Below are 19714 nucleotides of genomic sequence, written 5' to 3'. Positions count from 1 at the left end.
CCCTTCGTCTAGAGGCCTAGGACACCGCCCTTTCACGGCGGTAACAGGGGTTCGAATCCCCTAGGGGACGCCATTCACTTTCAATTTTCTATTCTCATCATATTCATTTCTCATTCTCTTAGTTGTTTAAGCTCAGAACTCTGCTAACTTTTATATTAACTTTCTGTTGTTCGTTAAATATTCATACCAACCTGTCTTAATACTTGCTTCTTCAAAATAGATCAATTAACAAAGTAAGTTGGTATCAAATCATGTTTCACTATGAGCTCCATTCGGCCTTCCTGTGAAATTTCTTACGATTTTTAAGAAAGTAATAATTTATTATCTATTGCCCTTTTTAATCGAGAGCGAGCTATGACAAAAGGTAGAGCTGATCACACAGGAAAAGAGAATGATTATCCAAGTTCTTACAACCTACTTTCAACGACAAATGTAAAAGGTCAGATAAAGTATGCAAATTCACAGTTTTGTGAAGTTGCAGGGTTTTCACTTAGCGAGTTAGAGGGGAAGCCTCATAATATCGTTCGGCACCCAACAATGCCTAAAGCCGCTTTCAAGAATCTATGGGATTATATCGAGGCGGGTAAACCTTGGATGGGGATGGTTAAAAACCGCTGCAAGAATGGCGATCACTATTGGGTTAATGCTTTTGTCACACCTATTAAAGATGCAGCTGGTAAGACTGTCGAGTATCAATCAGTGAGGACAAAGCCGAGTCGGGAGGTCGTTAACCGTGCAGAGGAAATCTACACTGATTTAAATAACGGTGTGTCACCAAGTAAGTTTACTCGAGCCTCTTGGTCTTTGTCAGCTCAAATGATGGCAATAATTATTGTTTTCTATGCCTTAACTATGTTGATTTCAACCTTATCATCACCTTGGAATTACATCGCTGAAACTCTGCTTACTCTTGCTGTTTTATTTATTACTTATTCTCGCCTTGCTCCAGTGCGATCGCTCAGCGAAAAAGCAAAGAAGGTATACAATAACCCTCTGATGCAAAAAGTGTATCTTAATAAGGTTAATGATGTTGCATCTATTGAGCTTGCTTTACTCGCTAGAGAATCTGAGCTTCGGGCTGTGCTTGGGCGTGTTAAAGATGCTAGTGCCACCGTTTCAGAGTACGCAACCAAAACGATGCAAGAATGCAAAACGAGTTCTGATATTTTAAATCGACAGCAAGCGCAAACAGGCTCTTTAGCGACGGCTATTAATCAGATGTCAGTGTCGATTGGTGAAATAGCTTCTAATACTAACAATGCAGCGCAGCAATCCGAAGCGGCGCTTGAGTCCGTTGTGAAAGGCAACAAAGCCGTTGATGACAATATGGAAAATAATTATGCCTTATCGGAAGAGTTATCTCGCACGCAAAAAGATATAGAAGATCTTAATGCGCAAACAGTTAACATCGAAGGGGTTGTCGATGTGATCCGTGGGATCTCCGAGCAAACCAATTTACTTGCTTTAAATGCCGCTATAGAGGCTGCACGAGCAGGTGAGCAAGGCAGAGGGTTTGCGGTTGTTGCTGATGAGGTGAGAGCGCTTGCGCAAAGGACACAAGATTCGACAGCCGAGATTAATGGTATTATTGCCGATCTGAGGCAACGAGCAGAACGGGCGGTTACTGCCATTCAAAGCGGAGTAGAGCGTTCCTCTGAATGTGTAGTAAAGGCAGAAGGTACTAAGGTGAGTCTTGAAACAATCAACACAATAGTCAATGAAATATCAGGCTTGAACTATCAAATTGCAACATCGACAGAAGAGATGTCGAGTGTTTCTAATGAACTTAACGCAAATGCTGTGACAATTTCGGGTCTTGCGGATGAGTCTATGAAAAGTGCGCGTAAAACGCATGAAACGATGAAAAACACAGAGCAGGCTTTAGAAAATCAAGAGGTGCTTGTCGAGCAGTTTATTCGAAAGTTAAATAGTACCCATCGTTGAGTGTAACTTAAAGTAATACGGCGCTTACTTCGTTGTGTATTGGAGGAGATTGATCAGAGCTATCTAGCTCTGATCAATCATAGTCGCCAACGGCGCGGACCTAATACCAATTGCATTAATTCTCCAACCAATTTGAGGGTGGAATACCATATTGGCGCCGTTAAAAGTAGCTCATTTACTTAATACAATTGCTATAATTAAACGCTGTAGCCGTCTTTAACCCCTTTCACAGCATAAGCTACTGCGTCATGAGCATGAAGAGATTCATAATGGTTTATCTTCACATAGAAATCTAAATAAGTTTGCTGGTTTAGCAATGCCTTTAACTTCCTTGCTGCATCTTCACAAAACATTAGGTTTTGGCCATTTAGGCGCGCAAACTCTTGTTCATCTTCTCGTTTTACTGCGGCCTGAACGGGAGTTTTCAACTGGTTTTCAACTAACTCGATCAGATCCAAAATCTCAAACTCAGTACTATTATTCGTAAGCTTAACTTTTATATTTGCAATCGAGCGCTGAGAGTGGGGTGTTGCAACGATCCCTTCTGTGCTACCTAGCCAGTCATGCACACTATGGAAGTCTAATTGTTTACCATCAAAAGCTTGTTGGAAAGCGTTTTGGATAAGTTGACGAGACAGCGCTGCTGAACAGGGGCAAGTCGATGAGTAAGCAACGTCAAGCGCCAGTTCTAGCTTGTAAATACCATTTATCAAGGTCGCATCAAGGGTAATTGGGTATGATTTCCATCCCATTTTTTTGCTTAAAAGCGAAGGGCGTCTGATAGGCAATTCAAACTGCAGTGTTATTTTTGCACCTGTACTTAAGTCGCTATGCGTACTTAAAAAGTTATCTAACAACTGCTTTAGAGTTTTTGGTGTAAGTACTTGCTCACAAGAAAGTGTGTCAAGGGCAAGAAAGAGGCGTGACATGTGAATGCCTTTTGCGTCTTCTTTTTGCAAATTAACAAAAGCATCGGCTTTAGCTGTAACAGTAACTTGATTTAGGCCTTTGCTTTCTAATACTAAAGGCAACTCTATGTTACCCATGCCTACCCAGTCTAAAGTTCCTGTTTGTAACGCACTAGCACTGTGTGCAATGTCTGGCATGTTATTTTGCATCGACGCTCTCTTTTCTCACGACTTAAAAAACGGGCATATTACACGAAATCAGATTAAGTTGGGATGGTGCGCTTAAATCTATCCGCACTAAATTAGATGATTTGTGCATTTAGTGATACAGAGTCTCATTTTCGTTATCTAACGTTCCGCTTAGTGTGTGAAATCGAGTGAATGATCTGACCTAGCAATTTCTATACTCGCTTATTACTAGGGCTTTTGTATAATATTTACTTTGAGGGCTTGAAAAGCAATTCAGTCAGGCTCAAGCGGTAGAATATAAACTTGCCTGACAAGTGTTTAACAATGGTGAAGTAATAATATGACAGAAAATTCGTTTGGCTCATGGGCTCGAATTTTATCAAACTTGGTAGAAAAATACGGTAACAAGCGAGCATTTGCAATCGCTTATGCTTTTACGCTCTTCGTTGCAGTTATTCTATCTTGCATGTTTTACTATGTTGCATTAGGTGTAGTTGAAATTGTCGATATATCGGCACTCTTTTTCTTAACCGCTGTTATTGCACCGGCTCTCATCATGATGTCCGTTGCTGCAATGCGGGAGGTACATTCATCCAAGGCCTATTTGGAGTCGGCAACACAACAAGAAAAGATGCTGAACCAAACGCTAAAAGACAATATTAACCGTTTAAATAGTGAGATTGACGAGCGTAAAATTGCTCTGCATGCTAAACATCGCGCGATAGATGAATTAAGAAAAGAAATTGCAGAACGTAAAAAGACCCAACAAGAACTTGCGCAGCAAGGTATGTTACTACGAAGCATTGTTGATTCATCTCCTGATCTGTTCTATTACCGCGATGAAAACGGTGTATTCGCAGGCTGTAATAAGATGTTCGAATTAGTGATGGGCAAAAGCAGTGAAGAACTAATTGGTAAATCAGTCGAACAAATATATTCAGAGCAATATCTTCCAAAAGTACTTGAAACAGATAGTCAGGTATCAGAAACACAGCAACCATTAACACTTGACGTAGAGTATCCAGTTGAAGGCGAACCTCGTTGGTTTGAAATGCGCAAGCTGCCATTTATCAATGATAAAGGCGAATATATAGGCTTGTTGGCCTTTGGTCGTGATATTACCAGTCGTAAAGAAGCTGAGCAGGCGTTAGAAACCGCGTATAAAGATAAGGGTAAGTTTATTGCTACGCTAAGTCATGAATTAAGAACTCCGCTTAATGGTATTGTTGGTCTGACACGCATGATGTTAGACACCGATCTGACTGCGCAACAAAAAAGCTGGTGTAATACCGTGTTTTCAAGTGCAGAAACGCTTGGCAATATTTTTAACGACATCATTGATTTAGATAAAATTGACAGAGAGCAGTTAGATATAGCAACAGACAGTATCAATGTCTCTGATTTTATAAACGATGTGGTCAACTTTGCAGGCCTAATTGCTGACCAAAAGGGTTTAGAATTTACTATCAATCGTTCTGGAATCTTAGATGTTTATGCATTACTCGATCCGACACGTCTACGTCAGGTACTCTGGAATCTAATTAATAATGCAGTGAAGTTTACCCACAAGGGCAATGTTACGCTGGAATGTCGCCGTGAGAATCGAGATGATGGGCCATGGCTGACAATTAGCGTTATAGATACGGGGATGGGGATATCTGAAGATCAGCTTGAGCGGATCTTTGAGATGTACTACAAGGCTCCTGATGCATCGGGTAGCAATGCAATCGGCTCGGGCATTGGCCTTGCGGTTACTAAAGCTCTAGTTCAGGCTATGAAAGGAACGATAGCGGTCACTAGCCAAGAAGGTAAAGGTAGTCGTTTTGATGTTGAGATCCCGTTACAACTATGTAATGCACCGAAAGAACAAAGTTATGCTGGTAGAAGCTTGTACATTTTACTTGTTGAGGATGTGCCGTTAAACGCTGAAATTGCAACAAATCTATTAGAACAGCGAGGGCATGAAGTTATTTGGGCTGAAACAGGCGAGGATGCTCTCTCGTTTGTTGAAACTGAGGATGACCTAGATCTCATTCTCTTGGATATGCAGCTACCGGATATCAATGGTGATGTTGTCGCGCGACAAATAAGAGAAGACAGCCACTTTGATCACTTACCAATTGTTGCCTTAACCGCAAACGTTAGAAGCGCCGAGCAAGAGCTTGAGGGTATTAGTGTTCAGGGAGCTTTAGCTAAACCAATAAATACGACTAAGCTCGACAAAATGCTCGCTGAGTTATTTGGAATTGAGGCACAGAAAAACAAACAAAGTATCGATATTCGAGAAGCGTTATCACAACCTGAATACTCCGATTTAGATATAGAGACCATTTGCGACTTTGTTGAGTCTATGGGGGCTGCTGCATTCCAAAGAAGCTGTGACCTATTTACTAAGCTCAACCCTAAGTACTGTCAAGAGCTCAGAGAGGCGGTGGCACAAAATGATATCGAGGAATATGCTGCGGTTGCACATAAAGTTAAAGGTGCTGCTGGTTCGGTAGGGTTGCAACTTGCTCAATTACAAGCAAAGAAAATGGAATTAGGTTCAGAAGGTAAAGAAGAAGAGACGCTATTGAATTGGGTTTATGAGTTAGAGAAAAAAATAGAAGAAGGGCAAGAAGCCCTTCATCCATTAATTGCAAAACTCGCTGAAGATCAGTAAAAACGATTATTGAGCGTCGAGTTTACCAATGAAACGGTAACCTTCACCGTGAATTGTACTAATCAATTCAGGTGTATTGTTATCAGTTTCGAAATGCTTACGAATACGACGAATAGTAACGTCAACAGTACGGTCATTTGCGCGAAGTTCACGACCAGTCATGTGCTTGATAAGCTGCTCACGGCTAAAAATGCGGCCCGGCGAATCTAGCATTAGACGAAGTGCACGATATTCACCTTTTGGTAGACGCTTTGAATCGCCTGTTGGAGATGTTAAACAGCGACTGTTTTCATCTAACTCCCAACCATTAAAAGTAATAACGCCGTTGCTATCAATTGTTGACTCTTCTGCAGACGTGCCAGTACGAGAGATTAGGTTGCGAGCACGAATCGTTAGTTCACGCGGATTAAATGGTTTTGTGATGTAATCATCAGCACCAATCTCAAGACCAAGAATGCGGTCAACATCATTGTCACGACCTGTTAGGAAAATAAGGCCGATGTTTTTCTTCTGGCGTAATTCACGCGCCAAAATTAAACCATTTTTACCAGGAAGGTTGATATCCATGATTACAAGGTTTACATCATCATTTGATGTCAACTTGTCATGCATGTCATCGCCATCAATGGCTTCGATTACTTTGTAACCTTCCGCTTCAAATAAACTAACGAGGTTCAGTCGAGTTACGTCTTCATCCTCTACAATTAGAATGACTGGCGTTTGCATTATTAATTAACCTTTTCGGAATATATAATTTACAATGTGTCCGGACTTATATAATAAATCCGAATATTTAAGATTATAGGAGCTTATCCAATTGTTAACAAGTAAAATCAGTTGGGATGAAACTTGGATACGGCAAGCAGCCTTGAGCGCACGATGAAGTACTGTTTTTCTAGTGCTTGCTTATTTATATACAGTCGAATTTTGCTCCCTTCTTGGACCAAAGAAGCAATCCCGCCTCTTTCTAAAAACTCAATACTTTCGCCCACGGTCAACATGTTTGACTCTATTGTATCGGTCCAAGCGGACAGTATATCATTTTCGCTAGTTTCATCAATGTATGTGATATCGCAAGCACTGGAAAGTTCCCTATAACTCCACGTTTTTTTTGCTTCTACGAGCTTAATTGGTTTACCTCGCACATTTAGCTTTGTTGCACTTTTTAGTTCAGAAGCTGGTCCTGACTTAAGTGAATAGAAGCAAAATTGAATACTAGTCTTTGTATTTTCGTCGGGAAACTCGACGAATTTTGCCATCTGATAGAGAAAAGCAGAACGAACTTGGTCTGGTGACTTTGCAGTTGTATTTACCGAGACAAATAAAAGCAAAATAACTAGATTAATCAACCTCATTTTAGATTACCCGAAAGAGGAAGAGTTATAATAAATTTAGCTCCTTGGCTAAACTCTTCATCTAAAGTGATCGAGCCTCCCAGTGCTTGGGTTACTAGGTTATAAACCAAGTGCATACCTAGGCCGCTTCCTCCCTCACCTCTACGAGTTGTAACAAACGGATCGAAGATGCGTTTTTTAATTGCTTTGGGTACACCCATTCCGTTGTCCGCATATTCAATAGCAAGTTGTCCCATTGATGGTTTCACAGTAATTGAAATGGAATTGTTTTGTTGGTCTTTAAAGCCGTGGAGTAAGGAATTAGATATAAGCTGCTCTAGCACTTGTTGTAATGGTCCTGCTTTACTTTCGATTGCAAGTCCAGAGTCACAGTCAATAGTCACTTCAGGTTGCTTTGTGGAGAGTTCAGCTCGCATAGATGCTACGACTTCAGTAAGTAGGTTTGACAAATCTATTCGTGAGTTCACTTCCAGATCTTGACTTACGGCAAGGCGTTTAAAGCTAGAAACTAGCTCAGCCGCTCGGTTTAGGTTGCGGTAGATGAGATCAAGATTTTCAATTCCATCGCTAACAAAGCGCTCTAACTGCTTGGAAGTCAGAGACTTTGTTTGAAACGCTTCGCGAATATCGGATAATTTATCTCTTAACAGCGTAGAACCTGTGATCCCCAAACCGATAGGGGTATTTACCTCGTGGGCAACACCGGCCACCATTTGCCCCAGCGAGGCCATTTTTTCGTTCTCGATGATTTGGTTCTGGTATTGATGCATTCGCTCTAAAGCGTTCAGTAATTCTTGATTGGCTTCTCGTAGGGCAATCGTGCGCTGATTCACTTTTTCTTCTAAGCTCTGATTTAGTTGTTTTATTTCTTGCTTATCGGCTTTATGACGCTCAAGCTGGTTTTCGGTGCGCGCAAGCATAATATTTAAGTTATTAGCCAGTACATTTAATTCTGAGATATTGCTGCCTGGCGCTCTGGCACTATAATTATGATTTTTGGAAACGTCTTGCAGTAGTGAGGAAAGTTCTTCAATTGGCGTAGCGATGCGCTTTTGGATCCCCCTAGATACGAGTAAAACAAGAACAAGGACAAACAAGGTGAGTGCAATATCTACCAGTATTTTTTTATTAATATAGTTAGAAAGCCGCTCAAGTCCCCCGCGAACATAAACGTAACCTTCAATATTGCCCTCATAAATTACAGGTTTAATCAATTCAATATAATCTTCCGAGACCTTCGGGATTTTTAACTCCTCTATTTGATTCACTTTGAGTGGCACTGGCGGCGTACGACTAGCATTATAGCTGGTGAAAAATACCGGACTATTGGTTACATCATCCATAGCATAAATATGGATATTTTTGATGATATCTACATTTTGGAAAGACTTAAGGCGTGCATCTTCGGTTTTCCGATCATCGAATAAAATTGTGATCTGAGAGTTGAACGCAACGATGTCGGCTATCATCTCTATTTTGTTGATGATAAGTTGTTTTTGTTCTTTTACATCGAGGTAAGTGGAAATAGATATGGATAAAGAGAGGCACAGCGCGGTTACAAGCATCACTGCGCTGATCAATACTTTTCTTATGCTTGTTTTTGTTAATTGCTTACTCATTCTTATTCCAGCTGTATGATCAGCCTTAGCTGTGGCTACAGAGCTTTTGAGATCCAATAACTCATTATAATAAAGTAGAGCAAATCTTTGAAAATGAAAAGATAAAAGGTGGGGTTGAGTTAAGGTTTACCTGATATAGGCAAGTAAACCTTAGAGTTAGTAAACTATTGCGCTTTGTAGATGGCGAATTTAGTGTTTTTAGTGACAACCTCAAACTGTTCAAACTGAGCTTCTAAAATAGGAGGGTATTTTAAGAAGCTATTGGCAACCAGCTGAATATTAGACTTGGTATCCATATGACGCTTGATGTTATGTAGAAATTGCTCTGCAATATCATAATCTGTTGAAAGGCCCGTATGAAATGGAGGGTTGCTCAAAATAAGGTTGAATTTACCGCTCAATTCATTCAAACCATCGCTAAGTAGCAAGGTTGCACTGAGGTTGTTTAAAGCTAGGGTCTGCTGCGTGGCAAACAGTGCAAGTGCATTGACATCTAAACAGGTGAATTTAAGTGTTGGGCTGTTCAATAAGGCGTAGCAGGCAATAAGCCCTGCACCGCAGCCAAAATCTAACACTTTACCTTTATAGGGAAGGGTGACATTTTCTAGTAATAGTTGAGTACCAGCGTCGAGTTTCCCATGATTAAATACACCAGGCAAACTTGCGGCAGTAAACTCGGTTTTGGCGATACGCACCGAAAATGTCTGTACATAATGGCTTACATCAAAACTTGGGTTGGCAGTAAGCTTATCAAATTCATATAAAATGCAGTGTTTTGCGCTTTCTAATTTATAACAGTGTGCGGCGTGATCTTTAAGTTGTTTCTCCGCACTCTTCACCCCACTTTTGTTTTCGCCAACAACGAGTAACCTAGTTTCAGCTGTGCTCAAGCGGCGGATATTATCAAATACCATTTGCGCTTCGGGTTTTGACTTAGGGTAATAATAAATAACTAAATCAATGTCCTGTAGTTGGGGTAGTTGATGATCTACATAGCTCTTAACATCGGCGACTTTATCGGCGTGCAGGTGGTCTGCAAAATCGAAACTAAACGCATGAATTGTCGAATTTGGATTAAGCGCTTTTAATTCACGTAGGAAGCCATCGCGCTGATGGTTAATAACCAGAATATTGTTGGCAATAAGCTCTTCTTCGTTACGAAGTAGTAATAAACTCGGGTTGGTAAACTGCAACGCTAGCTCCTAGTGAATGTACTCAAATAGATGGGCATGAAGCAGCTTGTTGAGCCGCTCCATAATAAAGAGGGGTTGTTTAGCTAATACGCTCGAACATTAAGTCCCAAACGCCATGACCTAAACGATGGCCTCGTTGTTCAAACTTAGTAAGCGGTCTAAAATCTGGGCGAGGAACATAGTCATTGCTTTGCGACTGGTTTTTATAGCCAGGAGCTGCACTCATCACTTCAAGCATATGCTCGGCATAATTTTCCCAGTCAGTTGCCATATGGAACACGCCACCTACTTTAAGCTTTTGGCGTATTTTTTCAGCAAATTCCAGTTGTACAATACGACGTTTGTGGTGACGTTTTTTATGCCATGGATCAGGGAAGAATAGCTGTAATTTAGCAAGGCTGCCATCTGCGATACAATCCGCTAAGATTTCAACTGCATCATGTTCAAAAACACGTAAGTTAGTGATGCCCTGTTCATCTGCATCCATCAAGCAAGCACCTACACCTGGACGGTGTACTTCTATGCCAATAAAGTTTTGTTGTGGGTTATTTTTTGCCATCTCAACGAGCGACTTACCCATACCAAATCCAATCTCAAGAACGACTTCATTGCTGTTGCCAAATACTTGTGTAAAGTCTAGTAAGCCTTGCTGATGCTCCAGTCCCATCGTTGGCCAGCACTTTTCTAGCGATGCTGCTTGGCCTTTAGTAAGACGTCCTTCACGCTTAACAAAGCTACGCACTTTTCTGATGTACTTGCCTTCTTCCTGCGCCTGTTCGAGCGCACTTTTGCTTGATTCGTTCATGGTCATTTCTATGCTCGTGAAATTGGTCGCACATTATCGTCATTCAGTTGGCAATAAACAAGTATAGAGTGAAATTTTACGTGGTGACTATTAAAGCAATTGTGATTACACTGGCGGCTTTTGTAGCAAGTACTAGTCAGGTTTATGAAAGTTAGCCAGCAACAAGCTAAATGGTTTGGTGAGCAAGTTGTGTCTTGGTATCACCTTCATGGTAGAAAAACACTGCCGTGGCAACTCGGAAAAACACCGTATAAAGTATGGATTTCTGAGGTGATGTTACAGCAAACTCAAGTAACTACAGTTATTCCTTATTTTGAGCGCTTTATGGCGCGCTTCCCAACAGTAATTGCATTGGCCGATGCACCGGAAGATGAAGTATTACACCATTGGACTGGGCTTGGTTATTACGCCAGAGCAAGGAACCTTCATAAAGCTGCAAAGGTGGTCAGAGATAGCTATAACGGTGAATTCCCACGAACGTTAGAAGCGGTGATGGACTTACCGGGCATTGGTCGCTCTACCGCAGGCGCGATACTCTCTCTTGCGCTTGGTCAGCATCATCCGATACTCGATGGTAATGTTAAGCGGGTACTGGCTCGGTTTTATATGGTTGAGGGCTGGTACGGAGTAAAAAAGGTCGAAAATCAGTTATGGTCTTTGAGTGATGCCGTCACGCCAAGCGGTGATGTAAGAGCGTTTAATCAGGCTATGATGGATTTAGGTTCAGGCGTGTGTACTAGAAGTAAACCAAACTGTGATGTTTGCCCACTTGTTGAGGAATGTTCGGCGTTCAAAAATAATCGTGTTAAAGAATTTCCCAATCCCAAACCCAAGAAAGAGAAACCAAAAAAGCGTACTCACCACTTAATAATTAAATGTGGTGATAAAGTGCTGATGGAGAAGCGCCCTTCAAGTGGAATATGGGGTGGGTTATTCGGCTTTTTTGAGTTTGCAGAGCGAAATGAATTAGACGAGTTTATTAAGCAGCAAGAACTTAAACTTGAATGTACAAATACACTTGAACCCTTTGTGCATATTTTTACGCATTTTGAGTTAACTATTACCCCCGTGGTTGTGGAAGTAAAAAGCATGCCAGATTGTGTACATGATCAGCAACTGTTGTGGTTCGATACTCATAACCCGCCAGAGGTTGGGCTCGCTGCACCGACTAAAAAGTTGGTTAAAGTATTAACCGCAATAGGGTAAACTGACACTATCACTGGTGCTGACTCTCATTGAGTGCACGATTAAAATTGAAGAGGTAGATACTCATGGCACGTACGGTATTTTGTCAAAAGTTACAAAAGGAAGCGCCTGGACTGGATTTTCAACTGTATCCAGGAGAAGTTGGTGAACGTATATTTAATAATATCTCCAAAGAAGCTTGGCAGCAATGGCAACATAAGCAAACCATGCTAATTAACGAAAAGCATCTTAATATGATGGATCCTGAGCATAGGCAAATGCTTGAAGAGCAGATGGTCGGCTTTTTGTTTGAAGATAAAGAAGTCGAAATTGAAGGCTACAGACCACCAGAAAAATAAAGGTCGCATCAGCGACCTTTTTATAGCTCATAAACTGCTAGGGGACAATTAATACTCTCTATCCACAGAAAGTTTAGCTAGTCCTATAAGCGCTTCTTTATGTACTGAATCAGGTAAAACGCTCAATTGTGCAATTGCTTTTTGGGCTTCTTCTTGGGCTTTGGCCATCGTGAAGTCAAGTGCTTTGGTCTCGGCTAGTGTTGCTAAAATATCTTCAAGATAATCAAGTCCATTACCACTTTCTATTGCTGTTCTGATCTGGGCTGTTTGCTGGGCATTTGCATGCTGCATCGCATAAATAAGTGGAAGCGTAGGTTTCCCCTCGGCGAGGTCATCGCCAATATTCTTGCCCAGCAACTCTGCGTTAGCACTATAGTCAAGAATATCGTCTACAAGCTGGAAGGCTGTGCCTAAATGCATACCGTAGAGCTTGAGTGCTGTTTTAATTTCGTCTGATTGCTGTAACACTACAGCGGGTAGTAAAGTAGCAGCTTCAAATAGCTTTGCCGTTTTACTGTAAATAACCTGCATATAACTCTTTTCGGTTGTATCTGGGTCATTACAGTTCATTAGCTGTAACACTTCGCCCTCAGCGATAATATTGGTTGCATCCGCTAGGATCTGCATGACTTCCATATTTCCAAGACCAACCATCAACTGGAACGAGCGAGTGTAGATAAAATCACCAACCAATACGCTTGCCGCATTTCCAAATTCTGCATTTGCGGTTGGTTCTCCACGGCGCAGCGCCGACTCATCAACCACGTCATCATGGAGTAAAGTTGCTGTGTGAATAAACTCTACAATTGTCGCTAGCGTGATATGTTTATCACCTTCGTAACCTAATGCTCGCGCGGCCAAAAGGGCTAACATTGGGCGGATACGTTTTCCTCCGCTATTTACAATGTATAAACCTAGCTGTTTTACAAGTGCAACATCAGATTGCATTTGTTTATGAATAAGTTGGTTGACGTCAAGCATATCTTGCTCAACCAAATTTTGGATAGTTTTTATATCCATTGCGCTCCGAGCCAATCTATTAACCGAAAATGAATAAACTTGGCGATTGTACTACAAAAAAATCATCGACTCGATAAATTGTCGTAGTTGCTTATAAAAAAACGTTTTTATGCTTACTTTTTGTGCTTTTAATGGTTGCGTAAAGGCTGAAATAGGTACGGTGAATTCTCATTTTGGTACTATATTAGGTAAACTATAGATTCGCTTATTGTCTGATGAATTGAGAGAAAAAAGAGCTTGGCTTTGACATTTTTTTGACTAGAATAGGGGAAAATATTTTATTGCCCTCATACGAGCTAAATTTTATTCACTTTCTTCAAATTTACTCTTGCGCCAAGATACGCATTAGCGTAAACTTCGCGCCCTATTGAAGAATATTAAGTTGCGTCGATTTGAGGGCGCACAGACGGAGTTAATTATGTACGCGGTTTTCCAAAGTGGTGGTAAACAGCACCGTGTGACTGAAGGTCAAACAATTCGTTTAGAAAAGCTAAACGTTGAAACTGGTGCAGCAGTTGAATTTGATTCAGTACTTCTAATTGCTGATGGTGAAAAGATCGAGATCGGTGCACCGTTTGTTAACGGTGGTAAAATTACAGCTGAAGTTGTATCTCACGGTCGTGGCGAGAAGATTAAGATTGTTAAGTTTAGACGTCGTAAGCATTCTCGTAAGCAGATGGGCCACCGTCAGTGGTTCACTGAAGTTAAAATCACTGGCATTAGCGCTTAATTTTTAGAGGTACAGAGAGATGGCACATAAGAAGGCAGCTGGTAGTACTCGTAACGGTCGCGATTCAGAAAGTAAACGCTTAGGTGTTAAACGTTTTGGTGGCGAGTCAGTTTTAGCGGGTAACATCATCGTTCGTCAGCGTGGTACACGTTTCCACGCAGGTACTAACGCAGGTATCGGTAAAGACCACACAATCTTCGCAAAAGCAGACGGTAAAGTTGTTTTTGAGCAGAAAGGTCCTTTAAACCGTAAATACGTTAGCATCGTTGCTGAGTAATCGGTATTAAATACTAAAAAACCCCGCTTAGGCGGGGTTTTTTGTTTTCAGCACATCAATTACCAAATTAGCTATATCAAGGCGTATTAATACAATTGGTATTAGGAGCGATTTGTCGCTGCTGCTATAATGATGTAGTGAATTCAGGCAGAGTTAAAGAGTTTAAACCATGAAGTTTGTCGATGAAGTAGAGATTAGAGCGGAAGCCGGAGATGGAGGCAGTGGTGTCGTTTCATTCCGCCGCGAAAAGTTTGTGCCAGATGGTGGCCCAGACGGAGGTGATGGCGGTGATGGCGGGAGTGTATTCCTTGAGGCTGATGAAAACTTAAATACGCTTATCGACTATCAATTTGAACGCTTTCACCGAGCCGAGCGCGGCACTAATGGTCAAGGCCGAAACTGCACCGGTAAGAAAGGCCAGGACTTAGTACTTAAAGTACCAGTTGGTACAAGAGTGACTGATGTTGATACTGAAGAGTGTTTAGGTGATTTGACCAAGCATGGACAAAAGCTGATCGTAGCGAAAGGTGGGTACCATGGTCTTGGTAATACGCGTTTTAAGTCAAGTACGAATCGTGCACCAAGACAGAAAACGCTAGGTACTCAAGGTGAAGTTCGTAACCTTCGCCTAGAATTAATGCTGCTTGCAGACGTCGGCTTATTAGGGCTGCCAAATGCTGGTAAATCTACATTTATTCGCAGTGTATCTGCTGCTAAACCAAAGGTCGCTGACTATCCATTTACCACACTAGTGCCTAACTTAGGTGTTGTGAGACCTGAAGCGAGCAAGTCATTTGTAATTGCTGATATCCCAGGGCTAATCGAAGGTGCTGCGGACGGTGCGGGTCTTGGTATTCGTTTCTTAAAGCACTTAGAGCGCTGTCGAGTGTTATTACACATTATTGATGTAATGCCGGTTGATGGTAGTGATCCTGTTGAGAATGGCTTCGCTATTATTAACGAACTGCATCAATACAGCCCTAAATTAGCGGAAAAGCCTCGTTGGTTAGTGCTAAATAAAGTGGATTTGTTGCTTGAGGAAGAAAGAGAAGAAGTATGCGCCCGTATTGCTGAAGAGCTAGACGCAGAAAATTTTTACATGATCTCAGCTGCAAACAAGCTAAATACACAGCCTTTGTGTTTTGATATCATGAACCTTCTTGAAAGCATGCCAAAAGATAAATTTGAAGAAGAGCAGCAAGAAGAAGTTGAATTTAAGTGGGACACATACCACAGACATGCAACTAAAAATGATAAGAGCGATGATGACGACTGGGATGATTGGGATGACGACGACTACGATGTTGAAGTTATTTACGAGCGTTAAGTTACATTGAATTTACTCTAGAGGCCTATTATATGGGCCTTTTTTATGCCCCTTTGAATCTCATATTACTTCAACTCAGTATTCTCGCCGTAATTGTGTTGAAGGTGATATACTAACCAAACATCTTGCATGCTAACTGTGTGTGAAAACTAATACTAAAATACTATAAAGGTGCGTTGTGGTAATTTCAATGATAGCTGCGATGGCAAATAACCGTGTTATCGGAAAAGATAACGATATGCCGTGGCACTTGCCTGCAGATCTTCAACATTTCAAAAAGGTTACGCTAGGTAAGCCTGTAGTTATGGGTCGAAAAACATTTGAGTCTATTGGTAGGCCGCTGCCGGGCCGTAGAAACATAGTGATATCTAGAAATCTTGGCTACACTAAAGAGGGTATAGAAGTGGTCACTTCGCCTGAAGCCGCACTGAGTGCAGTTGAAGGTAGTGACGAAATTATGATAATTGGCGGTGGTCATATTTATGACATATTCTTACCTTATGCTCAGCGGCTCTATTTGACCTTCATCGATTTAGAAGTTGATGGGGATACTCAATTTCCTGACTACGAGCAAGTTGCTGAATGGGAAGTGCTTGAAACTGAGTGTAACAAACCTGATGAGAGAAATAACCATAGTTATAAATTCGTAACTCTGAACAAAAAACTATGAGTTTCTTGCTAACAATTGTTTAGGTTGCTAAAATATAGCCAGTTATATGCTACGAATAAAGTATTAAAGGGTCTGTGTAATGAAATTAACTACCGTGCTACTGTCAGCTTCTATCGCTGTTGCAGCTTTTTCTTTTAGCAAACCAGTAAGTGCAAACGATCAGTTGGCGCTTTCTATATGTGAGTATATCGCCGCGGACGATAAAAATCGCATTCGTAATGCTTTGAAAACATCACGCCTTAAAATGCGTAATGTTTACGATGCAATCCAGTGCAACGGTAATAACTTACTTAGACATGCAATTGCTAGCAACGCAGTCGATTCGGGCGAGTACATTATTAAAAGTATTCCAAAAAGCGCGCTAGAAGACGGTAAAGATTTAGCATGGGCTGAGTCAAACCACGGTGGTTCAGCATTGATCGCTGTCATCAAAGAGCGTGCAGGCCTTTAATTGTAAAGTTTACGCAATATGAAAGAGCCCTTATTAGGGCTTTTTTTGTGCCTGAGCTCTAATAAATATATATTTGAGATCAAAGGCCTCACTAATTCTACTTATTTATTTTTTTGATTAGAATCAGCTTCCTTCCAATTTTTGTAATAAATTTCTGCTAAGGCTCTTGAGAAATCGAGCAATCGTGCCAATACTATTGTTAAGGGTAAACGCAAAAGAAGGATTGCATATGAAGATTAATTTATCTGGCCATCACGTAGATGTAACCGATGCTGTTAAAAACCACGTTCATGAAAAGTTTGCCAAGATCGCTAACCATTTCCCGTCGTTGTTATCCCTAGACATCATCGTCAGCAAAGAACACAAACAATTTTACACGGAGATAAGTACGAACTACGCAGGTAGCCGAATATCGGTAAAAGGTGAAGACGAAGTGATGTATCCCGCTATTGCTAAAGCGTCTAAAAAGCTCGATGCAGCTTTGAAGCACCGAAAAGGCCAGTTAAAAGCCAATAAACATCAGAAGCCGGTGAGTACAACGCCACCTATTGCGCATGAGATTATTCAAGAAATGGAGCTGAAATAATCTTAGTTTCAGATAAACATCAGGCCCTACGGGGCCTTTTTTGATACACTTCCTCAATCATCCTAGCTAGTCTTAATTACGAGCATATGCCAAATTACCAAGAAATTTTAGAACAGGCTGCGCAGCGAGTTCAACCGTTGTTACGCCAAGGCAAAGTTGCTAACTATATTCCCGCTTTAGCTGAGCAGCCATTAGAACAATTTTCTGTTTCACTGCATACGGTAGATGGCGAAACTTATAGTGCCGGAAATACTGAAGCTAGATTTACGATCCAATCAGTATCTAAAGTAATGACATTGACGTTGGCGTTACAGCGCTATGGCGACGAGCTTTGGAGTCGGGTAGGGAAGGAGCCTTCGGGTACTGCTTTTAACTCGTTAACTCAGCTTGAGTTCGAAAATGGTATCCCAAGAAACCCTTTTATAAATGCAGGTGCTATTGTAACTTGTGATGCACTTTACTCTCGTTTATCCGCTCCAATTCATACCATGCTAGAAAGCTATAGAGCGATGTCTGGTAACGACAAGCTGTGTATTAATAAGGTTGTGGCGCAGTCTGAGTATGATCACAGGTATAGAAATGCGGCGATGGCTTATTTGATGAAGTCATTTGGTAATTTTAATAATGAAGTTGAGGACGTGTTGTGGTCATATTTCAACTTTTGCGCAATTGAAATGAATACCACTGAGTTGGCGAAGTCATTTTCGTACCTGTCTAGTCAGGGATATTGCAACTTATCAAAACAGCGGATACTTACCAAAAAACAAACCAAGCAAATGAACTCGCTGTTATTTACGAGTGGTCTTTACGATGCCGCAGGTGACTTTGGTTATCGAGTAGGGATGCCTGGTAAGTCGGGTGTCGGAGGAGCAATAATCGCTATCGTACCTAACCGTTTTACAATTTCGGTATGGTCACCTGGACTTGATAAAGTTGGTAATTCTTTGGCTGGGATTGCAGCATTAGAGTATCTATCCAACGAACTTGGTACTGCTATTTTTTAAAGCCAAGGTATTTATACCAGCCAAGTTATAGAACATAAAAATAGCGACTGTAGTCGCTATTTTTACCAATCTTAAACGGTCTAAGGAGCGTTATTGTTCCCAGTATGATTGCTCTAGTGAGTCTTCACGCTCAGGTAGGCCTCTAGATAGCCTTGGTGAATGCTGAACGAGCACCTCATAGCTTGCACGGTTTGCATATTTACTTATCTGTGCCAGCGATGAATAAGTAATTGCACTTTGTTCATGTTTTGCTGAGTTTGGTACATTCAGCTTATGGTATTCATTGGCACAAATATCATGCAGAACAGCGGCAAGAGCGCAGTCACCGGCACCATTAGTATTCTTGATGATGTCTGGTCCACCCATATAAGGAGCGGTATGGCTGTATGCTCTGATAGGGTTCTCACATTGGGCTTTTTTCATTGCGCGTGAGAATTCGTAGCGATTAAATTCAGGAATAGCGCCAGGCAGTAATGGGTATTCAGTCACACGCTTGCAGCAGTCATCAACATAACCCGCCATAAATAGCCCCTTAGGGCCCGCAGTACAAATGACCATGTCAACCCAGTCCAATGCTTTATCCGCGGCGAGAAGTGGATCGCTAAAGCCTGTTATCGCTTCCCCTTCTTCTTCGTTCATCGCAAGGATATCAACATGTTTAGCAACGAAGTCAGCCCACCATTTTGGGTCTTGTTCAATTAAGAACTTAGTGCCAAGTGTTAATACTACGGGTATGCCAGCATTATTGGCATACTCAACCGCCTGCATCGTCGCTTGTGTCATGGTTTCATCGCCACTCGTACGCATCAAGTAAGCGCTGATCACTAATGCCGAGGATTCTTCGATAAGCGTTTGGCAAATAGACTCAGGACGTAGGTGGTTCATTAATCCTGCGCTGATAGCAAAAGTACGCTCACCACTATCATCAATAAGTGTAAAGCAACGACCAATGGGACCATCAACTGGCTGCAAGTAGTCCAGATCCACTCGGCTTGAGGTGTTACATAAAAATTTATAGGCGTAGCTGCCAATCTTTATGTTTTCACTCATCACCCCAAGTAGGACTGAGCGGTCATCTGCTAGCACCGAATAGTTGTGCATGGTGTTACCTATGGTACCGCCGGCAAATTCATAGTCGATCATGTCATCACGTTTTAGCCTATCATAAAGGGCGTTGGTGACATCATTGTCTATCACTTGTGACATACCACGCTGTAAGTGGAATTCATCAAGAAAAGCTTGATCCACTTTCGCTTCGATATCAACGACGATTTGATCTATACCACAGATATAGCTCCTTTTTAGCCGATCATCAGCGTGTAACTGGTTAATAAGCGGATCTTTATCTTCCACCGGAAAATAGTGTTTATGCCTACGGCGTCCCGGAAATTTCATATTCTACCCGTGTGTTTTTGAGCTTACGAAATAAA

At 41.4% G+C, this 19714-nt stretch carries 19 protein-coding genes; 11 read left to right on the top strand and 8 right to left on the bottom strand.

Translation table 11 applies throughout. From position 1 onward, the window contains the following. The first annotated feature begins 354 nt into the window (after nt 1-354). Nucleotides 355-1944, top strand: coding sequence for a methyl-accepting chemotaxis protein (locus tag CWC03_RS08015; protein ID WP_138581304.1), 1590 nt, complete (start codon nt 355-357; stop codon nt 1942-1944). Nucleotides 1945-2141: 197 nt separating this feature from the next. Here CWC03_RS08015 and folE2 read toward each other — a convergent pair whose 3' ends face one another. Then, the gene (folE2, locus tag CWC03_RS08010; protein WP_138581303.1) at nt 2142-3062 is read right to left on the bottom strand and encodes a GTP cyclohydrolase FolE2; all 921 of its coding nucleotides are present in this window, start codon (nt 3060-3062) and stop codon (nt 2142-2144) included. A 319-nt stretch (nt 3063-3381) separates the two neighbouring features. Between folE2 and arcB the strand changes: the two genes are divergently transcribed. Beyond that, complete coding sequence (gene arcB, locus CWC03_RS08005; RefSeq protein WP_138581302.1) at nt 3382-5703, top strand: aerobic respiration two-component sensor histidine kinase ArcB; 2322 nt, start codon at nt 3382-3384, stop codon at nt 5701-5703. Nucleotides 5704-5709: 6 nt separating this feature from the next. On the opposite strand, the gene arcA is transcribed toward arcB, so the two are convergent. From arcA to trmB, 5 genes are all read right to left on the bottom strand, one after another. Further along, nucleotides 5710-6429, bottom strand: a complete 720-nt coding sequence (gene arcA / locus CWC03_RS08000) for a two-component system response regulator ArcA (RefSeq protein ID WP_010379411.1) — start codon at nt 6427-6429, stop codon at nt 5710-5712. Nucleotides 6430-6536: 107 nt separating this feature from the next. Then, nucleotides 6537-7058 (bottom strand): YfiR family protein, encoded by a 522-nt coding sequence (locus CWC03_RS07995; protein WP_138581301.1) that lies wholly within the window; start codon nt 7056-7058, stop codon nt 6537-6539. Beyond that, on the bottom strand, nt 7055-8677 hold the full coding sequence (locus tag CWC03_RS07990) for a sensor histidine kinase (protein WP_138581300.1): 1623 nt from the start codon (nt 8675-8677) through the stop codon (nt 7055-7057). The genes CWC03_RS07995 and CWC03_RS07990 overlap by 4 nt, the downstream gene beginning before the upstream one ends. A 164-nt stretch (nt 8678-8841) precedes the next feature. Next, on the bottom strand, nt 8842-9870 hold the full coding sequence (locus tag CWC03_RS07985; RefSeq protein WP_138581299.1) for a methyltransferase: 1029 nt from the start codon (nt 9868-9870) through the stop codon (nt 8842-8844). Nucleotides 9871-9949: 79 nt separating this feature from the next. Further along, nucleotides 9950-10675, bottom strand: coding sequence for a tRNA (guanosine(46)-N7)-methyltransferase TrmB (gene trmB, locus CWC03_RS07980; protein WP_138581298.1), 726 nt, complete (start codon nt 10673-10675; stop codon nt 9950-9952). A 144-nt stretch (nt 10676-10819) separates the two neighbouring features. On the opposite strand from trmB, the gene mutY reads away from it, so the two are divergent. Beyond that, nucleotides 10820-11881 (top strand): A/G-specific adenine glycosylase, encoded by a 1062-nt coding sequence (mutY, locus tag CWC03_RS07975; protein WP_138581297.1) that lies wholly within the window; start codon nt 10820-10822, stop codon nt 11879-11881. 65 nt (nt 11882-11946) lie between these two features. Next, complete coding sequence (locus tag CWC03_RS07970) at nt 11947-12219, top strand: oxidative damage protection protein (RefSeq protein WP_010379401.1); 273 nt, start codon at nt 11947-11949, stop codon at nt 12217-12219. A gap of 48 nt (nt 12220-12267) precedes the next feature. Here CWC03_RS07970 and ispB read toward each other — a convergent pair whose 3' ends face one another. Beyond that, a complete protein-coding gene (gene ispB / locus CWC03_RS07965) occupies nt 12268-13239 on the bottom strand; it encodes an octaprenyl diphosphate synthase (RefSeq protein ID WP_138581296.1) in 972 nt (323 codons plus the stop codon). 418 nt (nt 13240-13657) lie between these two features. Here ispB and rplU point away from each other — a divergent pair, with 418 nt between their 5' ends. The 7 genes from rplU to glsB all read left to right on the top strand — a co-directional run bounded on the left by rplU (nt 13658) and on the right by glsB (nt 18284). Then, nucleotides 13658-13969, top strand: coding sequence for a 50S ribosomal protein L21 (gene rplU / locus CWC03_RS07960; RefSeq protein ID WP_010374575.1), 312 nt, complete (start codon nt 13658-13660; stop codon nt 13967-13969). A 19-nt stretch (nt 13970-13988) separates the two neighbouring features. Further along, complete coding sequence (gene rpmA / locus CWC03_RS07955; protein WP_125253289.1) at nt 13989-14246, top strand: 50S ribosomal protein L27; 258 nt, start codon at nt 13989-13991, stop codon at nt 14244-14246. A gap of 169 nt (nt 14247-14415) precedes the next feature. Beyond that, nucleotides 14416-15573 carry an Obg family GTPase CgtA gene (gene cgtA / locus CWC03_RS07950; protein ID WP_138581295.1) on the top strand — a complete coding sequence of 386 codons (1158 nt, stop codon included), beginning with the start codon at nt 14416-14418 and terminating at the stop codon, nt 15571-15573. 178 nt (nt 15574-15751) lie between these two features. Next, complete coding sequence (gene folA, locus CWC03_RS07945; RefSeq protein ID WP_349304207.1) at nt 15752-16243, top strand: type 3 dihydrofolate reductase; 492 nt, start codon at nt 15752-15754, stop codon at nt 16241-16243. 79 nt (nt 16244-16322) lie between these two features. Next, nucleotides 16323-16694, top strand: coding sequence for a DUF3718 domain-containing protein (locus CWC03_RS07940; RefSeq protein ID WP_010374584.1), 372 nt, complete (start codon nt 16323-16325; stop codon nt 16692-16694). 229 nt (nt 16695-16923) lie between these two features. Further along, a complete protein-coding gene (gene hpf, locus CWC03_RS07935; RefSeq protein WP_010374586.1) occupies nt 16924-17280 on the top strand; it encodes a ribosome hibernation-promoting factor, HPF/YfiA family in 357 nt (118 codons plus the stop codon). A gap of 86 nt (nt 17281-17366) precedes the next feature. Beyond that, nucleotides 17367-18284, top strand: coding sequence for a glutaminase B (gene glsB / locus CWC03_RS07930; protein ID WP_138581294.1), 918 nt, complete (start codon nt 17367-17369; stop codon nt 18282-18284). 90 nt (nt 18285-18374) lie between these two features. Here the strand turns inward: glsB and CWC03_RS07925 are convergent, their stop codons facing one another. Next, a complete protein-coding gene (locus CWC03_RS07925) occupies nt 18375-19679 on the bottom strand; it encodes an inosine/guanosine kinase (protein ID WP_138581293.1) in 1305 nt (434 codons plus the stop codon). Between the last annotated feature and the right edge of the window lie 35 nt (nt 19680-19714).

Source organism: Pseudoalteromonas sp. S2755, from assembly GCF_005886535.1.
Lineage (GTDB): Bacteria > Pseudomonadota > Gammaproteobacteria > Enterobacterales > Alteromonadaceae > Pseudoalteromonas.
Note: the sequence above shows the minus strand (reverse complement) of the source record. Positions and strands in the feature narration are given on the sequence as shown.

What these genes read in the sequence shown, in the direction of transcription:
- CWC03_RS07995 (WP_138581301.1), bottom strand. Translation starts at nt 7,058, where the DNA reads ATGAGGTTGATTAATCTAGTTATTTTGCTTTTATTTGTCTCGGTAAAT.
- CWC03_RS07940 (WP_010374584.1), top strand. Translation starts at nt 16,323, where the DNA reads ATGAAATTAACTACCGTGCTACTGTCAGCTTCTATCGCTGTTGCAGCT.
- hpf (WP_010374586.1), top strand. Translation starts at nt 16,924, where the DNA reads ATGAAGATTAATTTATCTGGCCATCACGTAGATGTAACCGATGCTGTT.
- CWC03_RS08015 (WP_138581304.1), top strand. Translation starts at nt 355, where the DNA reads ATGACAAAAGGTAGAGCTGATCACACAGGAAAAGAGAATGATTATCCA.
- glsB (WP_138581294.1), top strand. Translation starts at nt 17,367, where the DNA reads ATGCCAAATTACCAAGAAATTTTAGAACAGGCTGCGCAGCGAGTTCAA.
- rpmA (WP_125253289.1), top strand. Translation starts at nt 13,989, where the DNA reads ATGGCACATAAGAAGGCAGCTGGTAGTACTCGTAACGGTCGCGATTCA.
- arcA (WP_010379411.1), bottom strand. Translation starts at nt 6,429, where the DNA reads ATGCAAACGCCAGTCATTCTAATTGTAGAGGATGAAGACGTAACTCGA.
- arcB (WP_138581302.1), top strand. Translation starts at nt 3,382, where the DNA reads ATGACAGAAAATTCGTTTGGCTCATGGGCTCGAATTTTATCAAACTTG.
- CWC03_RS07970 (WP_010379401.1), top strand. Translation starts at nt 11,947, where the DNA reads ATGGCACGTACGGTATTTTGTCAAAAGTTACAAAAGGAAGCGCCTGGA.
- mutY (WP_138581297.1), top strand. Translation starts at nt 10,820, where the DNA reads ATGAAAGTTAGCCAGCAACAAGCTAAATGGTTTGGTGAGCAAGTTGTG.
- ispB (WP_138581296.1), bottom strand. Translation starts at nt 13,239, where the DNA reads ATGGATATAAAAACTATCCAAAATTTGGTTGAGCAAGATATGCTTGAC.
- cgtA (WP_138581295.1), top strand. Translation starts at nt 14,416, where the DNA reads ATGAAGTTTGTCGATGAAGTAGAGATTAGAGCGGAAGCCGGAGATGGA.
- CWC03_RS07990 (WP_138581300.1), bottom strand. Translation starts at nt 8,677, where the DNA reads ATGAGTAAGCAATTAACAAAAACAAGCATAAGAAAAGTATTGATCAGC.
- CWC03_RS07925 (WP_138581293.1), bottom strand. Translation starts at nt 19,679, where the DNA reads ATGAAATTTCCGGGACGCCGTAGGCATAAACACTATTTTCCGGTGGAA.
- trmB (WP_138581298.1), bottom strand. Translation starts at nt 10,675, where the DNA reads ATGAACGAATCAAGCAAAAGTGCGCTCGAACAGGCGCAGGAAGAAGGC.
- folE2 (WP_138581303.1), bottom strand. Translation starts at nt 3,062, where the DNA reads ATGCAAAATAACATGCCAGACATTGCACACAGTGCTAGTGCGTTACAA.
- rplU (WP_010374575.1), top strand. Translation starts at nt 13,658, where the DNA reads ATGTACGCGGTTTTCCAAAGTGGTGGTAAACAGCACCGTGTGACTGAA.